At 38.7% G+C, this 20,500-nt stretch carries 16 protein-coding genes and 1 tRNA gene; 10 read left to right on the top strand and 7 right to left on the bottom strand.

What is annotated here, in order from left to right; all coding sequences use genetic code 11:
• Positions 1–452 precede the first annotated feature (452 nt).
• The 3 genes from H540_RS0103395 to H540_RS0103385 all read left to right on the top strand — a co-directional run bounded on the left by H540_RS0103395 (position 453) and on the right by H540_RS0103385 (position 5,286).
• Positions 453–2,240 carry a beta strand repeat-containing protein gene (locus H540_RS0103395; RefSeq protein WP_028399418.1) on the top strand — a complete coding sequence of 596 codons (1,788 nt, stop codon included), beginning with the start codon at positions 453–455 and terminating at the stop codon, positions 2,238–2,240.
• Positions 2,241–2,359: 119 nt separating this feature from the next.
• Positions 2,360–2,911: a hypothetical protein gene (locus H540_RS0103390; RefSeq protein WP_028399417.1), complete on the top strand. Its 552-nt coding sequence runs from the start codon at positions 2,360–2,362 to the stop codon at positions 2,909–2,911.
• Between the two features lie 575 nt (positions 2,912–3,486).
• Positions 3,487–5,286, top strand: a complete 1,800-nt coding sequence (locus tag H540_RS0103385) for an LPXTG cell wall anchor domain-containing protein (protein WP_028399416.1) — start codon at positions 3,487–3,489, stop codon at positions 5,284–5,286.
• Between the two features lie 178 nt (positions 5,287–5,464).
• Here H540_RS0103385 and H540_RS0103380 read toward each other — a convergent pair whose 3' ends face one another.
• Positions 5,465–5,773 (bottom strand): hypothetical protein, encoded by a 309-nt coding sequence (locus H540_RS0103380; protein ID WP_155890922.1) that lies wholly within the window; start codon positions 5,771–5,773, stop codon positions 5,465–5,467.
• A 330-nt stretch (positions 5,774–6,103) separates the two neighbouring features.
• Between H540_RS0103380 and H540_RS28895 the strand changes: the two genes are divergently transcribed.
• Together H540_RS28895 and H540_RS31285 are read left to right on the top strand one after the other, a co-directional pair.
• The gene (locus H540_RS28895; protein ID WP_081414987.1) at positions 6,104–7,705 is read left to right on the top strand and encodes a phospholipase C; all 1,602 of its coding nucleotides are present in this window, start codon (positions 6,104–6,106) and stop codon (positions 7,703–7,705) included.
• Between the two features lie 224 nt (positions 7,706–7,929).
• On the top strand, positions 7,930–8,814 hold the full coding sequence (locus H540_RS31285) for a hypothetical protein (protein WP_051316973.1): 885 nt from the start codon (positions 7,930–7,932) through the stop codon (positions 8,812–8,814).
• A 480-nt stretch (positions 8,815–9,294) separates the two neighbouring features.
• Here H540_RS31285 and H540_RS35110 read toward each other — a convergent pair whose 3' ends face one another.
• From H540_RS35110 to H540_RS0103355, 3 genes are all read right to left on the bottom strand, one after another.
• Positions 9,295–9,420, bottom strand: coding sequence for a hypothetical protein (locus tag H540_RS35110; protein WP_281172451.1), 126 nt, complete (start codon positions 9,418–9,420; stop codon positions 9,295–9,297).
• A 5-nt stretch (positions 9,421–9,425) separates the two neighbouring features.
• Positions 9,426–9,884, bottom strand: coding sequence for a hypothetical protein (locus H540_RS0103360; RefSeq protein WP_034670266.1), 459 nt, complete (start codon positions 9,882–9,884; stop codon positions 9,426–9,428).
• A gap of 109 nt (positions 9,885–9,993) precedes the next feature.
• The gene (locus tag H540_RS0103355; RefSeq protein ID WP_051316972.1) at positions 9,994–10,884 is read right to left on the bottom strand and encodes an SDR family oxidoreductase; all 891 of its coding nucleotides are present in this window, start codon (positions 10,882–10,884) and stop codon (positions 9,994–9,996) included.
• Positions 10,885–11,278: 394 nt separating this feature from the next.
• Here H540_RS0103355 and H540_RS0103350 point away from each other — a divergent pair, with 394 nt between their 5' ends.
• From H540_RS0103350 to H540_RS0103330, 4 genes are all read left to right on the top strand, one after another.
• Positions 11,279–13,228: a hypothetical protein gene (locus tag H540_RS0103350; RefSeq protein ID WP_051316971.1), complete on the top strand. Its 1,950-nt coding sequence runs from the start codon at positions 11,279–11,281 to the stop codon at positions 13,226–13,228.
• Between the two features lie 314 nt (positions 13,229–13,542).
• Positions 13,543–15,216 carry a copper resistance CopC/CopD family protein gene (locus H540_RS0103340; RefSeq protein WP_425388069.1) on the top strand — a complete coding sequence of 558 codons (1,674 nt, stop codon included), beginning with the start codon at positions 13,543–13,545 and terminating at the stop codon, positions 15,214–15,216.
• Between the two features lie 27 nt (positions 15,217–15,243).
• Positions 15,244–15,864 carry a YcnI family copper-binding membrane protein gene (locus H540_RS0103335; RefSeq protein WP_034670263.1) on the top strand — a complete coding sequence of 207 codons (621 nt, stop codon included), beginning with the start codon at positions 15,244–15,246 and terminating at the stop codon, positions 15,862–15,864.
• Between the two features lie 404 nt (positions 15,865–16,268).
• Positions 16,269–16,865: a DJ-1/PfpI family protein gene (locus H540_RS0103330; protein WP_028399408.1), complete on the top strand. Its 597-nt coding sequence runs from the start codon at positions 16,269–16,271 to the stop codon at positions 16,863–16,865.
• A gap of 306 nt (positions 16,866–17,171) precedes the next feature.
• Here the strand turns inward: H540_RS0103330 and H540_RS0103325 are convergent.
• Positions 17,172–17,244 (bottom strand) — tRNA-Val (locus H540_RS0103325).
• Positions 17,245–17,392: 148 nt separating this feature from the next.
• On the bottom strand, positions 17,393–17,602 hold the full coding sequence (locus H540_RS0103320; protein ID WP_028399407.1) for a hypothetical protein: 210 nt from the start codon (positions 17,600–17,602) through the stop codon (positions 17,393–17,395).
• A gap of 401 nt (positions 17,603–18,003) precedes the next feature.
• On the opposite strand from H540_RS0103320, the gene H540_RS28885 reads away from it, so the two are divergent.
• A complete protein-coding gene (locus H540_RS28885; RefSeq protein ID WP_081414994.1) occupies positions 18,004–19,188 on the top strand; it encodes a D-alanyl-D-alanine carboxypeptidase family protein in 1,185 nt (394 codons plus the stop codon).
• Between the two features lie 159 nt (positions 19,189–19,347).
• Here H540_RS28885 and H540_RS0103310 read toward each other — a convergent pair whose 3' ends face one another.
• Positions 19,348–19,671: a helix-turn-helix domain-containing protein gene (locus H540_RS0103310; protein WP_028399406.1), complete on the bottom strand. Its 324-nt coding sequence runs from the start codon at positions 19,669–19,671 to the stop codon at positions 19,348–19,350.
• Positions 19,672–20,500 lie beyond the last annotated feature (829 nt).

The raw sequence follows: 20,500 nt of genomic DNA, 5'->3' as shown, positions 1-20,500 counted from the left end.
GCCTTTCTCGTAATAAATAATAAAATAGATTGAGATCATCCACGTTCCGACTGTAAATCCAAATGTATGCGCTCGTAGCTCGGATTGTCGACGAATTCCTACCGTACCATTAAAGACTTGGTAAAATCATTAAAATAAGACTACTTGATGAGGTGTTATATTTTTAACATAAATGCGGAAATTGTAAAATTTATAAAGATTTTGTAGAATTACGAAAATTTTAGAAAATTTTGAATTATTTTGTGGAATTATGGAAAAATTGAGAAAATTAAAGTAATAGCTAGATAACGAAAGTAAATTTGTTCTTTATTATGAATACATAAGTAAATTCGCTGTAATTTCGTTCTTTATAAAGAATAAATGGCTGAAATCAAGTTTTTCTTTCTAATATAAACCAAGTATACTATGAATTGTAAAAGGTATTTCCTAAAAAAGCGTTGGAGGTAGAGAGAGTGAAAAACATTAGAAACGTGCTTAGCGCAAAGAAAATTGTAAGTGCTTTAGCGGCCACTGGGATTATGGCATCAATGGCAATAAGTGCCGGTGCAGCAAGTTCAGATGTAACACAAACACACAACGCAACCTCAAAAACAACACGTGCACAATTTAGTGCCGGACTCTTAATTGACCAGTCTCAAAATTCTGCTAGTAGCACAGGTTTATTCCAGACAGTTACGAATGGCCATAATTTATTTCAAGGTCAAGATTCCAAAAATAAAACATTGCAAGGTCAAGGAGCGTTAGGTGCTTTAATTGGTCAAAGCCAGGGGGCCGGATACTCGACTACAATGTTCCAAGGCGGAACTGGAAAAGGCAATGATCAATATCAGGGTTCTAAAAATAAAACAGCACAAGGCCAATTGGCATTAGGTGCTTTAATTGGGCAAACGCAAGAAACTGGACAGGCGGTTACAAAAATTCAAAATGTAGCTGGAAAAGATAATTTCCAAGGTCAAGGTTCTACGAATAAAACAGCGCAAGGACAAGGAGCTCTAGGTGTTCTTATTGGACAATACCAAGGAGCTGGAGGTGCGACTGTACAAGGTCAAGGAGCAACCGGAAATGGTAATGCCCAGCTTCAAGATTCTAAAAATAAAACAGCACAAGGTCAAGGAGCGTTAGGTATCGGAATCCTCCAAGGTCAATTAGCTGGCAACGGAACTGTCCAAGATCAATCTGCAAGCGGAAAAGATAATTTGCAACTTCAAGATTCTAAAAATAAAACAGCACAGGGTCAAGGAGCGTTAGGTATCGGAATTCTCCAAGGTCAATTGGCTGGCAATGGGATTGCCCAAAGTCAATCTGCAAGCGGAGAAGATAATTTGCAACTTCAAGGCTCTAAAAATAAAACAGCGCAAGGTCAAGTGGCAGCGGGTGTTAATGTCGTCCAAGGTCAAGCAGCTGGAAATGGTACACAACAAGTTTCCAACGCAACTGGATGGGCTAACGGGCAAGACCAAACTTCCAAAAATAACACAGGCCAAGCGCAAGTAGGAGCAAACGGTGCTACTCAAGCCCAAGGCTCCAGCAACGATACGTTACAAGGATCTGTTGCAGTAGGTGCTTTGAACGGACAAACCCAAGCTTCTAAAAATAATACAGCGCAAGGTCAAAGAAGCGACTATGGCGCTACTCAAGTTCAAGGCTCTAGCAATACTACAGCTCAAGGTTCTGCGGCAGTAGGATTCGCTAACGACCAAGATCAAGCTTCTAAAAATAATACAGCGCAATTGCAAGACGGTCATGGCAAAGGTACTACTCAAGTCCAAGGCTCTAACAACACTACAGTGCAAGGGGCACAAACAGCAGGAGTTGTCAACGATCAAAAGCAAGTATCTAAAAACGATACAACTCAATGGCAAAAAGGCGATCCTACTCAAGCGCAAAGCTCCAACAACACGACAACACAAGGTACGGTTTCAGCAGGTGCTGCTAACGACCAAAAGCAAGTTTCCAAAAACAGCACGGCTCAAGGGCAATCCGGTCGACCTGGTGTTACCCAAAACCAGGCTTCTAACAACACGACAACACAAGGTTCTGCGGCAGTAGGCGTTGCTAACAGCCAAAAACAAACTTCCAAAAATGCGACAGACCAAATCCAAGTTGGTGGAGGCAAAGGCACTGTCCAAAATCAAGGTTCCAGCAACACTACAACGCAAAGTTCTGCAGCAGCAGGAGTCGGTATTAAGCAAACTCAATCTTCCGACTCTACTGTAGTACAAGGACAAAGCGTAAATTAATCTAACTATATGTAAAGAGCCTAACTCATTTCAGCTCCATCTAGTATTTTGCTGGATGGAGCTTTCTGTGTTGGATAATCTGCTCAAATGAACTTATTTATGTTGAAAGGGGAAAGAATATGTTTAAAAAGACAGTCGGTATTTTTACGGTAGCAATGGCTATAAGCGTTCCTTGTTTCGCGGATTCACCAGTAACACAGGATCAATGGAGCAACACTTCTGCGTCCCAAGGCGGATTTGTGAATACAACAGGACCTGCAAGGGTTACACAATATCAAAACAGCACCAAGAATACATTACAAACGCAAGCTGCCACTGCAGGAGGAGCAAGTCAAGGGCAAAGTGCGAGTGTCACTGGAGTGCAGGTGCAGGCTGGCAAAACCTCTGGTCCGGCACAACTGGCTCAATTCGGGAATGTTAGGGTGAGTATGGGTGATGAACAGGTCGTTAAACAAAAAAAACAAGGGCAAGTAACGGGAATTAATAATTCCGTGTCTCAAACGACTGCCACTCCTGAAGCATCTTTAGTTATGCAAGCACAGGTTAACCATGCTTCTGCATCTCATTTCCAACTAGCTATTCCGTCAGGACCGTCTATACAAACTCAAAATGCTCATGTTAATTCGGGACAGTTCCAAGCAGCTATTACAAAGCCGGATATCACAAGATAAAATAAGGGAACTAAGATTAATTGGATACAGGATTTAGGATGGACAGAGTCGAATAAGGTTACATATGAATGAAAATATTCAGATGACAACTGCAATGCTCCATTCGCTGCCTCATAAATGAAGGTTAATTCCTGACATATCTTAAGTGGCCCTCTTCATCTGCTGTACCGTGATGGAGAGGGAAGCACTGCCTAATCATAATCAAACACCTTATCTTACTTTTACCTATGGATTTAAATTGTAAAATGTAAGTTTAGTAACCTTTTTTACACAGACGTTCTTAATAAAGGACAATCTGAACTTTTATGTATATATAAATGATTTATAAATTCGACATAGGAACTGCTATACAGAACCAAAGCCTGCACTCGCTTCCTCTCTCTTACCCTTGTATGGGGCAGGAAAAGGATTTGACCGCTTCTATGCTCCGCCGGATGCTCTTTCCACACTATAAAAAGACGGTTTTTTTATTCAGTTGTATATAAAGAGGATGAAGCGGCTAATTCTACAAATCTATTTGATTATTATGAACAATACAACCCAATAATTGACTTTGACTAGAAGAAGGTGGACATATGTTAAAAAAGGCTATAGCTCTTTGTACGGTAACGAATCTAATGATAGGCGGAACGATTGTCTCGGCACAAGAATCAAAACTTAATCAAGCTAGAGTAAGTAATGAAGAGACATCATCCAAACAGGGACAGATTGGAGAAACAGCCCCCGATAATAAAAGGAATGTTAATGATACGTCCGCATCCGATGTACAAAACAACACAAAAGCTCAATGGGAGAAGGCAGATTCGAACATAAATCAACCTGCTAATGATAACCTGGAAAACAATAGCTCTGTAGCGGGAGATCAAGCTGCCGCTCAGCAGCAAACGACTCATCGTGAGGCAGCGCAGAGTCAAAACAGCGGCAAAAACAGGGATGAAGTATCTCAGCTGCAATCCACTAACATTAAAAATGGACAACAGCAGCATGCGGAGAGAAACGGGGACGTAACGGCTGATAAGCAAAATAAAGTAGAGCAAGGTCAGGCGGCAGAAACTAAAACGAACCAATCACAAACGGCTCAGGGCGGCTCGGATGTCCAACAAAATCAGTGGACAAGCAACTATTCCGATATTTTGCAATCCGCTCAGATCAACAAGAATGCAGCTGAGCAAAAACAGACTGCAAATTTACAAGCGGCTCAGGTTCAATCGGCACTTTCTAATGCAGAAGCGGTATTGAATCAGGAACAAGATGTGGCGGCGCATCTAGCGCAAATTCAGCGCTTCATTTCAGGGAAAACTGAAATTGAACAAAATCAAGATACAAATGTTGCGACAGAACAAATGCAATATGCTCATGCAGGATCAGAATCGAAGGCGGAAATTATACAGGGACAACAGACAAACGTCAGCTCCAATCAAAACTCAAGTATAGCCGATATAACGAAAGAACAACAAACAGAAGTAACGAATGTTCAAGTACAGGGTGTTCAAACTTCCGGGTCTGCAATATTGGGGCAGAACCAGCAGGTAGATGTGGCTGGGACGAACACAACAACAGCTGATCGTGTGCATGTTGAATCTAAAAATCTAGTAAATATTTTCAAGAGAACAATGCAAACATTCGTACAATTTGTTCAAGAAATAAATGTTAATGGACAGGTAGAAAGATTTCAAAATGAATATGAGCTAGGTCAGGAAGACATTACTCACAGCCAAGAATATACTAAAACGTATGATTGGGGAATTGCAGCGATAGGGAACTATATTTCTGTAGGAAAACTCTTTGATACGAGTGATGTTTTAGCGGGAATGTCAAGTTTTATTTCAATTATTTTTAGTCCGAAAAAGCCTCGTCAAGATAACCCAGGAAGCGGCCAAGAAGGAAATCAACCAGATGCTCCAGGAAGCGGTCAAGAAGGAAATCAACCAGATGCTCCAGGAAGCGGCCAAGAAGGAAATCAACCAGATGCTCCAGGAAGCGGCCAAGAAGGAAATCAACCAGATGCTCCAGGAAGCGGTCAAGCAGGAAGCCAGCCGAATGCTCCGGGAAGCGGTCAAGCAGGAAGTCAACAGGATAATCCTGGGAGTAACCAAGGCGGAAATCAGCCAGATAGCTCAGGAAATAATCAAGGCACTCTTACAAAAGAGAACCAACAGGTTAATAAGGAAGTAGCCAAGAGTCCGACTAATACTGCCAATTATGCACTTGTAAGCTACTCCAATAGCGATAAAAGTGTAGCAGAACAGAAAGTCGAAAATCAATTACCAGATACAGCAACTAATACCTTTAACAATCTATTAATTGGTTTATGCTTACTTGCAATTAGCGGTTGTCTTTATGTTGCAATTCGTAAAAAAACTATAAAAGAATAATGGAGTAGATTAATCCGCTAGGAATCTTAGGAACGTTGGGTAGTATAAGAACTGCAAGAAACATTAACTCAAAAATGAGGAGAAAAACATAAAACACTCTTTCACTTTGAAAGAGTGTTTTATGTTTATTTTTTTCAGTAGGCTAAGATGGCTCGTTTTCTTGTTTCTGAGATTAGGTTTAATGGTTTGAATCCATTTCTGTTTTATCTTGTGATTCTTTCTGATAATCATGAGAATTTTCCCGTTTTTCATGAAATCCTTTATGGTACGCATGACGAAATTCTTTGTGATGCTCTCCGAAATGACCTGCAACAAATCCTATCGCAAATACAAATAACAAGATAAGAGCTGCGGAAAGGATTTTGTAAACTTTTTTCTTTCCCTTATAGGGATGCGGTTTCAGTTCACTTATTATTTCTGTTTTTATTTCCTCTTTTAATCTCTCTTTTAATTCGTTAGTTAATTCATTATTTTTTTCTTCCTCCAAAGTTCCCACTCCTTTCTTTGTATATTGCATTCTATTTTGAGTTAAGCTCTCCTAGACCTAGTCTCTTTGTTATAACCTTACTTTCTTCCCATTAAAAGTATTGGAATAAGTAAGGTGCTAATGAAGGGATTAGAACGTCAATTGTTTGGACTTACAGCATAAGGTAGGGGTCTGATAGGAATCTATGTGTTTTTTACATTGTTATTGTAGTTGCACGAGACCGGCACGTGGTGTTTCCCTTTACAGAAAGTTAATATTACACATATCTTTTCTTAATAATGACAACCTACTATTATTCTTGTAAAAAATACTTTAGCGGAGTTGAGATTAATGAAGAAGAAAACGGTAATAGGTCTTGCTGCAAGCAGTGTTGTGGCGTTGAGTACCCTTTTTACGACTTCTATACCTTCACTTGTATTTGCTGATCAAGAAAAGAATAATGATACCGTGATTTCGAAAGAGAAGGGATCCACTGAAACGGCAACACCGATTAAACATGTAGTTGTTATTTTCGGTGAGAATGTTTCCTTTGATCATTATTTTGGTACCTATCCAAACGCGAAAAACCCAGTGGGTGAACCAAAATTTGAAGCAAAGCCTAATACACCTTCCGTCAACGGATTGACGAATGAACTTCTAACCCATAACCCGAACCAGTTTAATCCAAAACGTCTTGATCGTTCTCAAGCGATGACGGATGATATGGATCACGAATATACGGCTGAACAAAAAGCGTTTAACGGCGGGAAAATGGATAAGTTTGTAGAGTATACTTCTGGCGGATCAGATAAGTCCTTGGTCATGGATTATTATGATGGAAATACGGTAACCGGGTTATGGAACTATGCCCAAAACTTTGCTATGAGCGATAACTCATTTAATACAACCTTCGGCCCATCAACTCCGGGCGCACTCAATCTGATTTCTGGACAGACTCATGGAGCAGTCGGATACCAAAACGGCCAAAAATTAGGAGATATCGAGGATAATGTGGTTAATGGAACTATCATAGGAGATCCAGATCCTTATTTCGATAAAGCTTCGAACCCGAAACGGGCCCAAGCTGAAATAACTGGAAAAAATGTTGGAGATTTATTAAACAAAAAAGAACTAACTTGGGGTTGGTTCCAAGGGGGATTCCGTGATACAACTGCACAGCATAAGAATATCGCAGGTAAATCCGTCACAGACTATAATCCGCATCACGAACCATTCCAATATTATAAATCTACATCGAACCCAGATCATTTGCCGCCTTCTTCAGTTGCTATGATTGGCCGCACCGATCAAGCGAACCATCAATATGATTTGGAAGATTTCTGGAGAGCAGCAGACACTGGAAATCTGCCAGCGGTGAGCTATCTGAAAGCAGGAAACTATCAAGATGGACATGCCGGCTATTCCGATCCGTTAGATGAACAGCATTTCATGGTGGATACGATCAATCATCTCCAAAATTTACCGGAATGGAAAGATACAGCAGTTATTATTACCTATGATGATTCTGACGGTTGGTATGACCATGTGATGCCTCAGATCGTAAACGGATCAAATGATGCCAAAACAGATGCCCTATACGGACCTGGTAACGCTGGGAAACCAAAGCTCGGTGATTATTTAGATCGCGCAGGGTATGGTCCGAGATTACCACTTTTGGTCATTTCTCCATACGCGAAGAAGAATTTCGTAGACCATACTTTGACGGATCAAAGCTCTATCTTACGCTTTATTGAAGATAACTGGAACTTAGGGCGAATTGGCGATCATTCTTTTGATGCTGTAGCAGGTACGTTAAACAATATGTTTGATTTTAAACATAAACCTAATATGGACAAGCTATTCCTAGACCCGATTACGGGTGAACAGATAAATCACAACCAAGGCCATAAACAATCCGATAATAATCAAGATGATAAACAATCCAATAAATGACAATATTAAAACAATCAATTAAGATATAGACGGTTATGGAAAAGGACGGTAAAACGCTGTCCTTTTTCATTTATCCAACAGAGTAAAATCCATGTCGAACTTATAAATTGTATTTATATAGTTCTGTTCTTCATTTAATTTATTTACCCTTTTTATGTATTTATTTGAAGGAAGTTGTGAATATAAAACAGAATTAAAAGGAGGAATAGAAAGGGGAGAAGAACATGAAAAAAGCAAGTTCATTGTTTCTTGTTTCATCGGTTGTATTAGGTTTAGCTGGATGTGCAACTAATTCAGATTCTTCTAAGTCCAAACAAGAAGATGTGGCTGCAACAGCAACACAAAAGGAAACAAGTAAAGCTCCTGCCGCTAATTCAGAATCTTCTCAGACCTCACAAACAGATTCAACTAAGTCAGCAAGTGATAAGGAAACAAAAGCAAATCCTGTCATGTTCGAGAAAAAAGAAGTAAAACAGATTGAAATTACTCCTGCAAAAACGAAAATAACTAAAACATTTACAAAAGAAGACGATATGATGACCTTTGTTTCTAGCATTGAGCATTCAACAAAGAAGACATTACTATTTGATAAAAAAGCTAGTGACAACGTAGATTGCAAAATGAGAATTAAGTATCAAGATGGTTCCAGTCGTACCTACTTCATTTGGTTAGAAAGCCAAGGAAAACCAGTTACGATCGCATACCAGAAGACTCCAAATGAAACTCACATTGAAGATTACCTTTTAACTAAGGATGATGAAAAACAAATAATTGCTTTGTTGAAGAATCAAGATAGTTCCAAAGTTCAAAATGATAAAAGCGGTAGTACGAAAGCTCAAACCCAAGACAATGAGCTGGATATTAGAGAAGCTGTATGGAATCAGTTACCTCAAAAATCAAAAGACGAGGTGATTGGCACTTGGAAAGAAGCAACGATAAAAAAGATAACTGTGAATAAGGATATGGGACGTTTAAACGATGTTAAATATGATGGTAAAGAAGTATATCTTATTGCGTTCAAGTCAAACAAGAATGCAACTTTAGGCCCACTAAGCATTTATGCAGACATGCAAACTGAAAAAATTGTGGGTTTTGGTAATAGAAACTAAATATAGCATAAGTGAACAGTAATTCTTCAAGCCAATACCAAGCAAACATTCCTCCACTTAGTTCGCTATGGAGCTTCCGCTGTTCTGCTGTAAACAAGCGAGAAGCAGCTCCCAATAAGCAGCGAAGCTCTTTTTTATGCATAAAGACACAATTCTTAAAGCCTTCAATGTAAAGTCTACAAAGAAAAGCCCCAATCAAGATTGTATTGAATTACGGGGATGTTATTTTAGGTTTGTCTAAAAAATAAGGAGAAGCTTACATTGGTTAAGCAATCTTAGAGAAAAAATAAAAGATAGAGAAACATGACAGAAAATCTGTGAGGAATAGATTGTAACATTGAAAGTTGGAAGTTTGCCTGTAAGAAACCTCTTATGCTAGCAGAATTTTTAATTAAAAAATATTATCTTCAGTACTAAGAGAGGATCATTGCTTTGGTCCTCTCTTTTTCTGCGCCCCTTGAGTTTTTATCTTGTCTCGCGCTATATACCCCCGGTATCACCTGGCTTGGGTTGTGTAAAGAAAAATATAAAGGTAACTAGAGAGATAGCTGTGAGAAAAATGAGGCCTTCAGGTGGTTTAATAGTTGGAATATCCGTTAAAGCCATAACAATCACTCCTTTGTAAGTTTTCTCAATAATTCAGGATTGACATTGAAGTGTTTTGGTACAATCTTGCGGAAATCGGTAAAAATTTTGTTTACATCGGGAAGGGCTGGTCCTGTTTTAGGTACCCCAAAAATTGGTCCGCTGACGTTGACGGTAAACCTTTCGGGAGAAGAAATAAAGGTACCTGTGACATTGATTTGGTCGGTAATTAATAATACAGCGGTAAGAATGTCAAATACATCAATAATCAAATTCACTGCTCGGCTTCCTGATTTCCCCTCTAATCTGCTGGTGCCTGTAAGCGGTCCGCCTACTGAAATCCGAAACCCTCCTGGTGTAACAAAGATTCCTATAATTGTAAATTGTCCAGTCGCTAATAATGTGGCTGTAATGATATCAATATTCCGTTGAATGGTACTGATTGCTTGTTTTTCTTTTTCTATTTGATTTTTTTTCAATATCATCACACCCTTTTGACATATACTATGCTGAATGCTAATGAATGTAGCCTATTCCTTTTTTATCTTCAACGACACACAAAATCTAATTGATTGTCTCCGCCATCGGAACAATTTACCCATTTACAATTGTTCCGCCGTTCACATGTAGAATTTGGCCGGATACATATGAAGAATCATTTGAAGCCAAATATACATAAGTTGGTGCTAGCTCAAAGGGCTGTGCAGCCCGTCTCATCGGCGTGTTACTTCCAAATGTTGCATAGGCTTCCGGTGGACCACTCGAAGGTACGAGAGGAGTCCAGACAGGGCCGGGAGCAACACCATTAACACGGATTTCCTGGCCTATGACGGATAACGCTAACGAACGAGTAAAAGAGACGATGGCTCCCTTAGATGCGGCGTAATCGATAATGTTTTCATGTCCTTCGTATGCGACTGAAGAAGTAGTATTGATAATGGAACTGTCTTTTTTCAAATAGGGAAGCGCTGCTTTCGTTAAATAAAAAAATGAAAAAATATTTGTTTGAAAGGTACGTTGAAGTTGTTTTGCAGATATGTCTTTAATACTTGCTTGCGGATGTGCTTCCCCGGCGTTATTAACAAGGATTTCAAGATGACCAAATACTTCGATGGTTTTTTGAACAATGTATTGACAGAAACTTTCATCTCCGATATCCCCCGCTATTGTTAGACAATTTCGTCCCAATTGTTCAACTCTATATTTTGTTTCTAAAGCGTCTCCATGTTCATTCAAATAAACAATGACTACATGCGCTCCTTCTTTTGCGAAGGCAATTGTGACAGCCCGGCCAATGCCGCTATCTCCACCTGTAATAATGGCTACTTTATTATGTAATTTGCCGCTGCCAATATAATGAGGATTTTCGGATATAGGTCTTGGAATCATGATGGATTCTATACCAGGTTGTTGGGGCTGATATTGTGGAGGAAACGTGATGGGAATTGTATTGCACGTTTTTACATAACCATAGATGTGATACATGGTAAGCCTCCTCAGGTTATCTTTCTTTTATAACATATTCTAAAAAGGTGAATAGATGAGTGCCTATATATGAGTGAATGATAAATTCGACATGTCCATGTGCTATGAGCAACCAAAAGGGAGTATGGTATGCTTCTTCTCTCTGGTTTACCTTTGCATGAACCAAAGGTTTGAGCGCTTCTGCACGTCGCCGGATGATCTCTTCCCACTATCAAAAGACGGTTTTTTTATTCACTTGTATATAAATAATTTGGCTGTTAGCTAATATTTTTGATTTATTGATCCAACTCCTCCTTTGTAATGTAACAGTAGTCTGGATAAAGTATATTTCTTTCCAAAAGGCGAGAAATTAAAGGTAGTTTTTGCACTTTATTTTCCTAGAGGAGGGGAACAGATGAAAGGAAGGAAATGGATCTTATACTTTGGTGTTGCGTCAGCTTTAGCGATAGCTCTTTGTAAACCAGGATATGCTTTTATTCCCACTGAAAGTCAAATATTGCAGCCTGAACCAACGACGATGGAAAAGAATGAAGATAAACCTGCATATGATCTTTGGGGAAGAACGATCTCACAAAAAGAGGCCAATAAATTATTGCAAACAGAGAAAGGGAGAGCGTTATTGTCTCCTCAGAATGGAGCGGTAAAAATTGATCAGGCTCTATTAGATTTGGGAAGAAAATCTTTTTATGAAGAAACATTTGGAAATGAAGTCTTCTTAACAGACATTATTGGAGCTTTTTATAACGGTCCGCTCACGATTGAAAACCTTCAAAAGGCGGTAAAGGAATTAAATGGTGAAGGTACGACCAACTTGCGTGTGGAATTGGCGGAAACCGTAACGATAGGAGGAAAAACTTTTAAAAAAGGTACAAAAATTGATACAGGATTGGATGTTGCAAAAGGTTCTAACGAAGTTCTTGGTTTGCCAATTGTGAGGTCAGAAGGAAGATTAAAGGTTGGGATAAGCTGTGTATCTTGCCATGCTACGGTTGATCCGGTTAATAAGAAGGTAATAGAAGGAGCTGTGAATAGTGATGTTGATTTCGGACTTCTTCTTGCATTGGGTACGAATACATCTGCTTATTTTGGACGTACGGAGGTTACAGCTTTAAAAAACTATATGAAGAATCTTGACAAAACTGTTACGACAAGTGATGGGAAAAAAGAACCGTTGCCGGATCCAAAAGCTTTAGAAGCGGCCGTAGATGAAAGCGTCATCAAGTGGCCTAAAGGAAGCTTTGATGTTACTCTCGACTCTGTCAACAACGCATCTCAAACCCCTGATTCTTTCACGTTGGGAGATCATCCGTACAGCTGGAGCGGATTTTCAATGGCTGGATCGTTTAAGGGGTTAAGTGTGTTGAATAATGCGGTTCATGCCCAAGGTTCTGATATGACCACCCTTGCTGAAGCAAGTAAAGCCATTTTCGGAATTGACAAAGAAGTATATTTGGGCACCATCTTGCAAAATGCAGCAAATCCAAAATATCGATATGATCCTAATAAAGGAAAGAAGCCTTCGGAATTTTTTGCTGAAGTAGACCCAACACCTACAGCTCCCGGGTTAAATAAAGCGGTTACACTTCCATCCTACCCAAGACCTACACTTATTTCATTAAACGGGCTTATTGTCAGTTCACCGGGAACAAGAGTAGGAGAGCAAAATAATGCCATGTCAGCCTTTCAGAATACGCTTGTTCCTCCAAAGGCACCAATTAAGGCAACAGAAGAAGAAAAGCAATTGGGTAAACGGGTATTTGAACGTGCATCATGTATCTCCTGTCACGCAGGGGAGTTTTTAACAAATAATAAAATTATTTCTGCGCAAGAAATTGGTACGGAACCAACAAGGGCGAAAGGGTTCAGGAAGGCAGGGGAGCTCTTGACAGATCCCGTGATTTATTCGCCTGATACACCTGTACCTGTTCCAAAAGGTGCACGTGTGTTAAATGTCCCGGTGAAAGATTTAGACTCTGAACAAATTAAGCTGGCATATGGAATTGGCGGTACAGCAGGAGGATATAAAGTTCCTAGCCTCATCGGTCTTTATTGGTCTGCCCCATATTTACATGAGGGCGGGGTCGCAGTTGGAGCTGATCCTAAAACTCAATTAGGCATGGCGGGAACATTAAATAAAGGAATTTTACCTGATCCGTTTAACAGTTTGCGGGCATTAGTGGATAAAAATTTGAGGAATCAAGTAGTAAAAGCGAATCAATCTTCAGACGATGTAAGAAAAGCACATGTAACAGGTGAAGGACATGATTATTGGGTAGATGCTTCAACAGGTTTTTCCAAACAAGAGCAAGATGCTTTGATTAAGTATTTACTAACATTGGAATAAACGTATTGAAAGTCAGGCAGTCGTTATGGCCGCCTGACTTAGTTTTTGTGCAAATACAAACATGGATTTGAGTCAATATTTTGGACAAAAAAAGTTAAATCCTAAGCTGCGTTTTTCATCTGTTCTTCAAATGCTTGCGGCGTTTGATGATGTGCCGCTATTTCCTACTATTTCACAATTTATTCGCAATTTATTCACAGATTTTTTTCTTAATTTGTATAAAATAATAACGGGTATTCTTTGGAATTATTATGATTTTGAGGTTTTGATTTTAGCATTTCCGATGTGAATGGAAGAAAAGAGTTGAAATAAAGATGGCTGGAATAAAAAAATTAGGTTTATGGATGTTAATGGTGTATGTATTAATTATACTAGTTCCCACTTTTGCTTCTGCGCATGCTTATATTATTAAAGCAACACCTATGGAAAATGAAATTTTAGCTAAAGCGCCTTCCGTTATAAGTATTGAGTTTGATGAGGAAATCCAGTCTTCCGGTTTTGATTCCCTTATTGTAATAGATGCTTCAGGAAAACGTGTTGACCTAAAAAATACCCATATTAATAAAAAAAAACCGAAGATTATTGAGACAGGGGTGCAAAAGAACATACCAAAGGGTACATATTCTATCCAATGGAAAGTCATTTCTGCGGATGGCCACCCTGTTCAAGGTGTGATTCCATTTAGTATTGGTACACCCGGAAAAGATTCTAGTACACTACAAGCGAAAACAACCGGATATATACCAAAGGCAGATATGATTATTGAGAGGGTACTCCTATATACAAGCTTTGCTCTCTATATTGGTGTTATATTTTTTAATCTTATTATTTATAGAGCAAATCATAATCAGTCTACTAAGGTTCAATCACGCAATAAGTTAATCCTTTGGTTATCCTTGCTTGGAATTACGGTTAGTTTGTTGTTCAGTCTTCCTTTGCAAGCAACAATTAATGCGGACGTACCATGGTCACAAGCTTTTAGTCCTTCGTTATTGAAGGAGACCCTAGAACTTCCTGCTTTTGGACATGTGTGGATCATTCAGATGGTTCTCGTTAGCATACTTGCTTTAACAACATATTTGGCTATAAAACGAGGGGAATTTTCTTCCTTTAAAGCATGGGGAGTACAAATTATTATCATATTAGGACTGCTTGTAACGAAAGCCTTAACCGGCCATGCATCAGGTTCAAAGTATAAAGAAATAGCCGTTTTCATGGATTTTCTCCATTTATTATCTGCCTCCTTGTGGGTGGGAGGGATAGCTGCTATTGTTTTTATCTTGCCTGCGGGTGATACCAGTAAAGAAAATGATAAAAGAGATTGGTCTTTGTATTGGGATGCAATTCGCCGTTTCTCACCTTGGGCAATGGCAGCTGCTGCGGTAATTTTCTTTACAGGAATTGTTGCAAGCACATTATTTGTTCCAACAATCAATTCTCTTTTTCATACAGGTTATGGACAAACCTTGCTGGCTAAGATCGTTTTATTTGTAGTAATGATTGTGCTAGGTGCTGTTCATTTTGTGAAGAGTAAGATACGTCGGAGTAAAGGACTTGGGGTTACAGCTGGTGTCGAGTTGAGTGTAGGGATTATTGTTATGGCGATTGCAGCAATTTTGACGAATTTACCAACCCCTCCGGTGCCAGCAACAGGGCCGATTCATGAAACAAAGCAGTTGGATAATGGATATCAACTCACTTTAAGCATTAGCCCCAATGTAGTAGGGATGAATACATTTGATATTGATTTAAAAGATAAAAGTGGACAACCTGTTACTGATATTGAACAAATCACATTGACAGTTTCTTCTCTAGATATGGAGATGGGAAAAGATACATTCAGGGTTCCAGCCGTATCAATAGGAAAGTTTCAAACAAGAGGTATGTATTTCAATATGACAGGGCAATGGAATATACATGTGCATGGATTGACAACATCTCTCGACAGTTTTGATATAGATTTTCGTTCGACGGTAGGCAATCGATAATAAGATGGTAAAGGAGATCGTATTAAAATGAAAAAGTTAGCAACAATGATTATTCCAACAATACTTGCAGTGGTTCTTTTTTCAGTACCAGCCAGTGCTCATGTAACTGTAAAGCCAAATACTTCGACAACTGGAGCGTGGGAAACATATACCGTTAAGGTACCGGTTGAAAAGGATATGCCAACAACAAAAGTAACCTTAAAAATGCCTGCTGGCGTAGAATTTCAACAATATGAGCCCGTATCTGGATGGACGGTGAGTACAGAAAAAAACAGTGATGGAAAAGTAACCGCTGTTACTTGGATGACATCTGGTGAAGGGATTTTGCCTGGACAATTTCAGCAATTCACGTTTGTTGCCAAAAATCCAAGCAACACAGAAAAAGCAGCTTGGGATGCTTACCAATACTATAAAGATGGCAGCATTGTAGAATGGACAGGGGGGGAAGGGACAGATAAACCACATTCCATTACTACTATTACTACGGCAACAAGCCAACAAAATATAAGCCAAGATCATTCTGTCAAAGATACAACTAAAACAGCGAAAGAGAACACAGGTACCCAAACAACTACAATGGTTGTATCGATTCTCTCCCTTTTACTTTCAATCGTAGCATTGATTATGTCCTTACGTCGTAAGAAATAAAAGTACATCGTGTCCTAAAGGCTCAGGTTATCTAACCTGAGTTTTTTATATATGAGTGAATGATAAATTCGGCATGTTCATGTGCTATGTTCAACCAAAAGGGAGTATGGTATGCTTCTGGTTTACCCTTGTATGAACCACTACAAAGGTTTGACCGCTTCTGCACGTCTTTTAATCTCTCCCCACTATTAAAAGACGGTTTTTTTATTCACTGTCTTTTTGTGTTATTACCCGTTTAGAAGAAGCGAATTTAAGAGATATTGTCGTATGGTTAATTCCTCATTGATTTATATAATTTTTTATTTTATCGTTGGTATAGATACGAGCTAATAAATTAATTTACTTCTGATAAGTGCGATTATGTGAACTGTGAAGGGAATTTCAATTTGAAAGGAAGTTTATCTATGGAACAAAGAATCGTCGGTATACTACTTTTTAACGAAGTTGAAGTATTAGACTTTGCTGGACCTTTTGAGGTTTTTTCTCTTACTACGGAACCCCACTCTGATAACAAACCATTTTTAGTTAAAACAGTGTCCCAATCCGGAGAAATGATTAAAGCACGTAATGGTTTAATGGTAAAACCTGATTATAGTTTTTCAGATGCACCTATGTTTGATATCCTTATCGTACCTGGTGGATACGGAGCTGAAGAGATTGAAATTCATAATTCTATTGTAATTGACTGGATCAAACATCAAGCGAAAAAGGTAGAGATTTTAGCTTCTGTTTGTACGGGTGCTTTTTTACTTGCCAAAGGAGGATTATTAAATAATAAAAAAGCGACTACTCATTGGATGGATCTAGATCGTTTAGAGAAGGAGTTCCCTTTTATCAAGGTTCAGAGAAATGCTAAGTTTGTTGATGAAGGAAATATTATAACATCTGGTGGAATTTCAGCAGGTATTAACATGTCATTCCACATTATAAAAAGTCTTTTGGGAGTTGAAATAGCTGATAAGACAGCAAAAAGAATGGAATATGATATAACAATTGAATAATAATCGAGGATATTTGCATAGGGCTACCCTATCACAAACGGAAGGGGTGTGTTGTAAGCGAATAGTGCTTAGTGATGGATATGTATGGAAGCAACATCCCAAAAGTACTAGCTTTTTTTGAGATACTCGCGTTTTTTGTTACACGTACATTATAGAAAAACACCTCCCATTTCGTTATTGAAAACGAGATGAGAGACGTATAACTATCCGCCTTAGCCGACCGCCACCGTGCGTCAAGTCAGCGATAAGTCAACGGAAAAGAAAAACCGTATCAGACGTTAATCTGACACGGTTTTCGTAACGTAATGATCCCAACTGGGCTCGAACCAGCGACCTCCACCCTGTCAAGGTGGCGCTCTCCCTGCTGAGCTATAGGATCACGATATGGGATGTAATGTCTATTTTATAGTACAAGCCTCATGAAATCAATAGCTTTTTACAATCCATTCATCATTTTTTTCACACTCTTATTCTGCGCCGCTATTTACAAAACACTATATTAATGAAGGAAGACGAATCAAAAGATGTTACTCTTCCTCATTCGCCTTCTGGTCTTTGATAAAGCGCATTAAATTCTCCGCAGCTTCTTCTTCCGTTACTTCAGCTGTAGCACCCATGAAGTTCCAGCCTTTGGATTCGACCCATTCAATAAATTCGTTTAGAAATTCATTATGAGATACGTCTACATCCAAAATGGAGCCGTTAATCATGATTGCTGTGTTTCTGGGAACTTTCATTTTAAAGGTTCTTCTCATGTTAAACACTTCCAATTCATAGTAGTTTATTCATTTTTTGTCTGTCTTGAACACCTTATCAAATGCATACTGCAAAGTCTATAAAAATATGCACTGTCTCAGAATTATAGTGTTGATGCGGATCGGGAGATATGAGCGGGAAAAAGAAATTGCTGCGTTGGTACTTAGTATATTTTATTGTTAAATCTTGATTTTATAATTAAGCGTTTTGAAAGCAGCCAAATCTATTTTAAATTATGTTATAGTGAAAAGGTATTTGAAAGCGCAATCTCGTATTTACAATTTATGTAATTATAAAAGTTGTGGGGAAGTTACATTCTCGTGTTTACAGATAAATTGAATGGAAGGAGAATGAGATGAAAAAACAAAGAGTAGCGTTATTGATGATTGTGATGTTGTTGTTTGGCGCATCGTCTGTGTACGCAAATCAGCCGGAGGTTACAGGGAAGTATGCGGTTTCGATTGATGCGAAGACAGGGGACGTACTGTTTGATAAGGAAGCGCATCATCGGGCGTTTCCGGCAAGTACGACGAAGATTTTGACGGGGGTATTGCTGTTGGAGCATACGAAGCCGGGAGAGAGAATTGCATTTTCTCAAAAAGCGCTGGAGGAAGAGAAGAGCAACTATCAAATCGAGTTTCAGCCTGGGGAGACGGTAGACAGGGAGACGGCTCTTATGATTTTGATGGTGTTGAGCGCCAATGATATGGCGTATGCGATCGCAGAGCATGTTTCGGGGAATACGGAAGCGTTTGCGAAGCTGATGAATGAGAAAGCAAAGCAGCTCGGCGCGAAGGACAGCAATTTTATAACACCGAATGGCTTGCATAATCCGAATCATTATACAACGCCGTATGATATGGCAATGATTGCAAGAGAAGCGCGCAAGCATCCTGAATTGATGAAGGCGATGATTACAAAGCGTACGAATGTGACCACGTCTCGTCAAACAGTTTCTATCTTTAATAAAGGAAAGTTTTTCAATGACCCGAATTGTATCGGGGCGAAGACGGGGTTTACGAATGAAGCGCACAATACGCTTGTGCAGATTGATAAAAAGGATGACAGTGAGATTGTAAATGTTGTGATGGCTTCTCAAAATCCAGCCGTTTATAATGATATGAAAGTCATTTCAGACTATGCGTTTCCGCAGTTTGCGAAGCAAAGTATTTTAGATAAGAATGTGTGGAGCCAGCAAATTTCTTATTTGGACAAGTCTGTGCCGGTAGAACTGGAGAGGGGATATGAGCTTTCCTTGAAGCAGGGAGAAGGAAAGCACATAGAGACTGTATTCCATCCGCTTCAATTTGAGCACAAGAAGCTGTATGAAGAAGGGATTCGTAAAGGTGAAGTGCTTGGGCAGGTCGATCTTATGAAGAACGGGAAAGTTATTGATTCTATTAAGATGCTTGCGAAGGCTGATGTGAAGTTTGAAAAGCCGGTAACGGAAGTGATGGCGCAAAAAGGTTCGGCGTTTCCGATGTTCTTTATTGTAATTGGACTTTTGTTTACGAGCGGATTCGGAGTTATGGTGAAAAAAAGAAAGAGAAATGTTGGTAAAATGTGATCGCGTTTTTAGAACGCGGTCTTTTTTGAAAGAGAAAGTATAAAATTTGGAGGATATGTCCAGCTATATACAAGTGAATAAAAAATCGTCTAAAAGGTAAGAAAACGTGCATAAAGTTAGAGCAGCCTATATAAGGCTGCTCTATTTGTGCTGCAATGTTTATTTTTTTTCCAATCGCCATTTGTTAAATTCTAAAAATTCCCGGAATTGATCTTTGGAAATTCCGGAAGACATTGCCTCTTTTACAAGCTGCATCCACTCTGAATCCAAGTCCTTCTCTCCTAAAGGATAGTCATAGAGAAGGGAATCGACAGGAACGTGTAAGACATGTGCAATCTTTTCCAAAAACTGAATGGATGGATTTTGCTGCAAATTTCGTTCAATCGAACTTATGTATGATTTTGCTACGCCTGCCTTTTCTGCTAACTCGGTTAAGGAGATGCCTCTCTGAAGGCGCAATCGCTTTATACGCTCGCCAATCATAATTAAACGCACCTTTCTTAAGTAATACCGTTAGATAAAATTATTATAACATATTTATGTACGAAATGTTAGGAAGGTAAAGAATTGTAAGATTATGGTGCGGTAGTTTGAAGGAAAAATTGAATTTCCTGGGGGTTCAGTCCTAAATCCAATGCAACTACCATCAAATCAATCCATTCTGAATCAAGCATGTCCAATTGTTGTGCTTCCAATTTCATTTCCTCCCTAATTATATTGTAATACTGCAAAAAAACATAGAAAGTAGAATGTTATTTTTATGTAAGGATATGTGATATTTAGAATGAAAAGACAATTTACGGCATTGTTATACAAATTGTAAAGGATTTTCGCATGTTTTTCAATAATTATCAAAAAATTTAAAAAAGTTAATATTAATTTACTAAATATTTACAATTTTATTAAAAATATTACAAAATATGTAAATGAATTGGAGTTATGTAGAGGATTTAATATTTTCAAATTGTTAGACATAAAAAGTGTTTAGGAGAGGATGCCAGTTGAAAAAGAAAGTACCGATTTAAATCTTTATACATGGATGTTAAATTTCGCTATTATCTAAATAAAAGCGCTTTAAAATTTATAAGAAAATTGTTAAAATAAGTATAATATATAAATTTTTCGTCAATTTGCAGCTACCCCCTTCGCATGAAGGGGTTTTTCTGTTCGGGGTATGGCAGAACGTAAAGCAATGCACACTACGGGTAAGGCTATATATGAGTGAATGATAATTTCGACATGTCCATGTGCTATGTGCAACCAAAAGGGAGTATGGTATGCTTCTGGTTTACCCTTGCATGAACCAAAGGTT

This window comes from Ectobacillus panaciterrae DSM 19096, assembly GCF_000430785.1.
Lineage (GTDB): Bacteria > Bacillota > Bacilli > Bacillales > Bacillaceae_G > Ectobacillus > Ectobacillus panaciterrae.
This window is presented reverse-complemented; position numbering and strand designations above follow the sequence as displayed.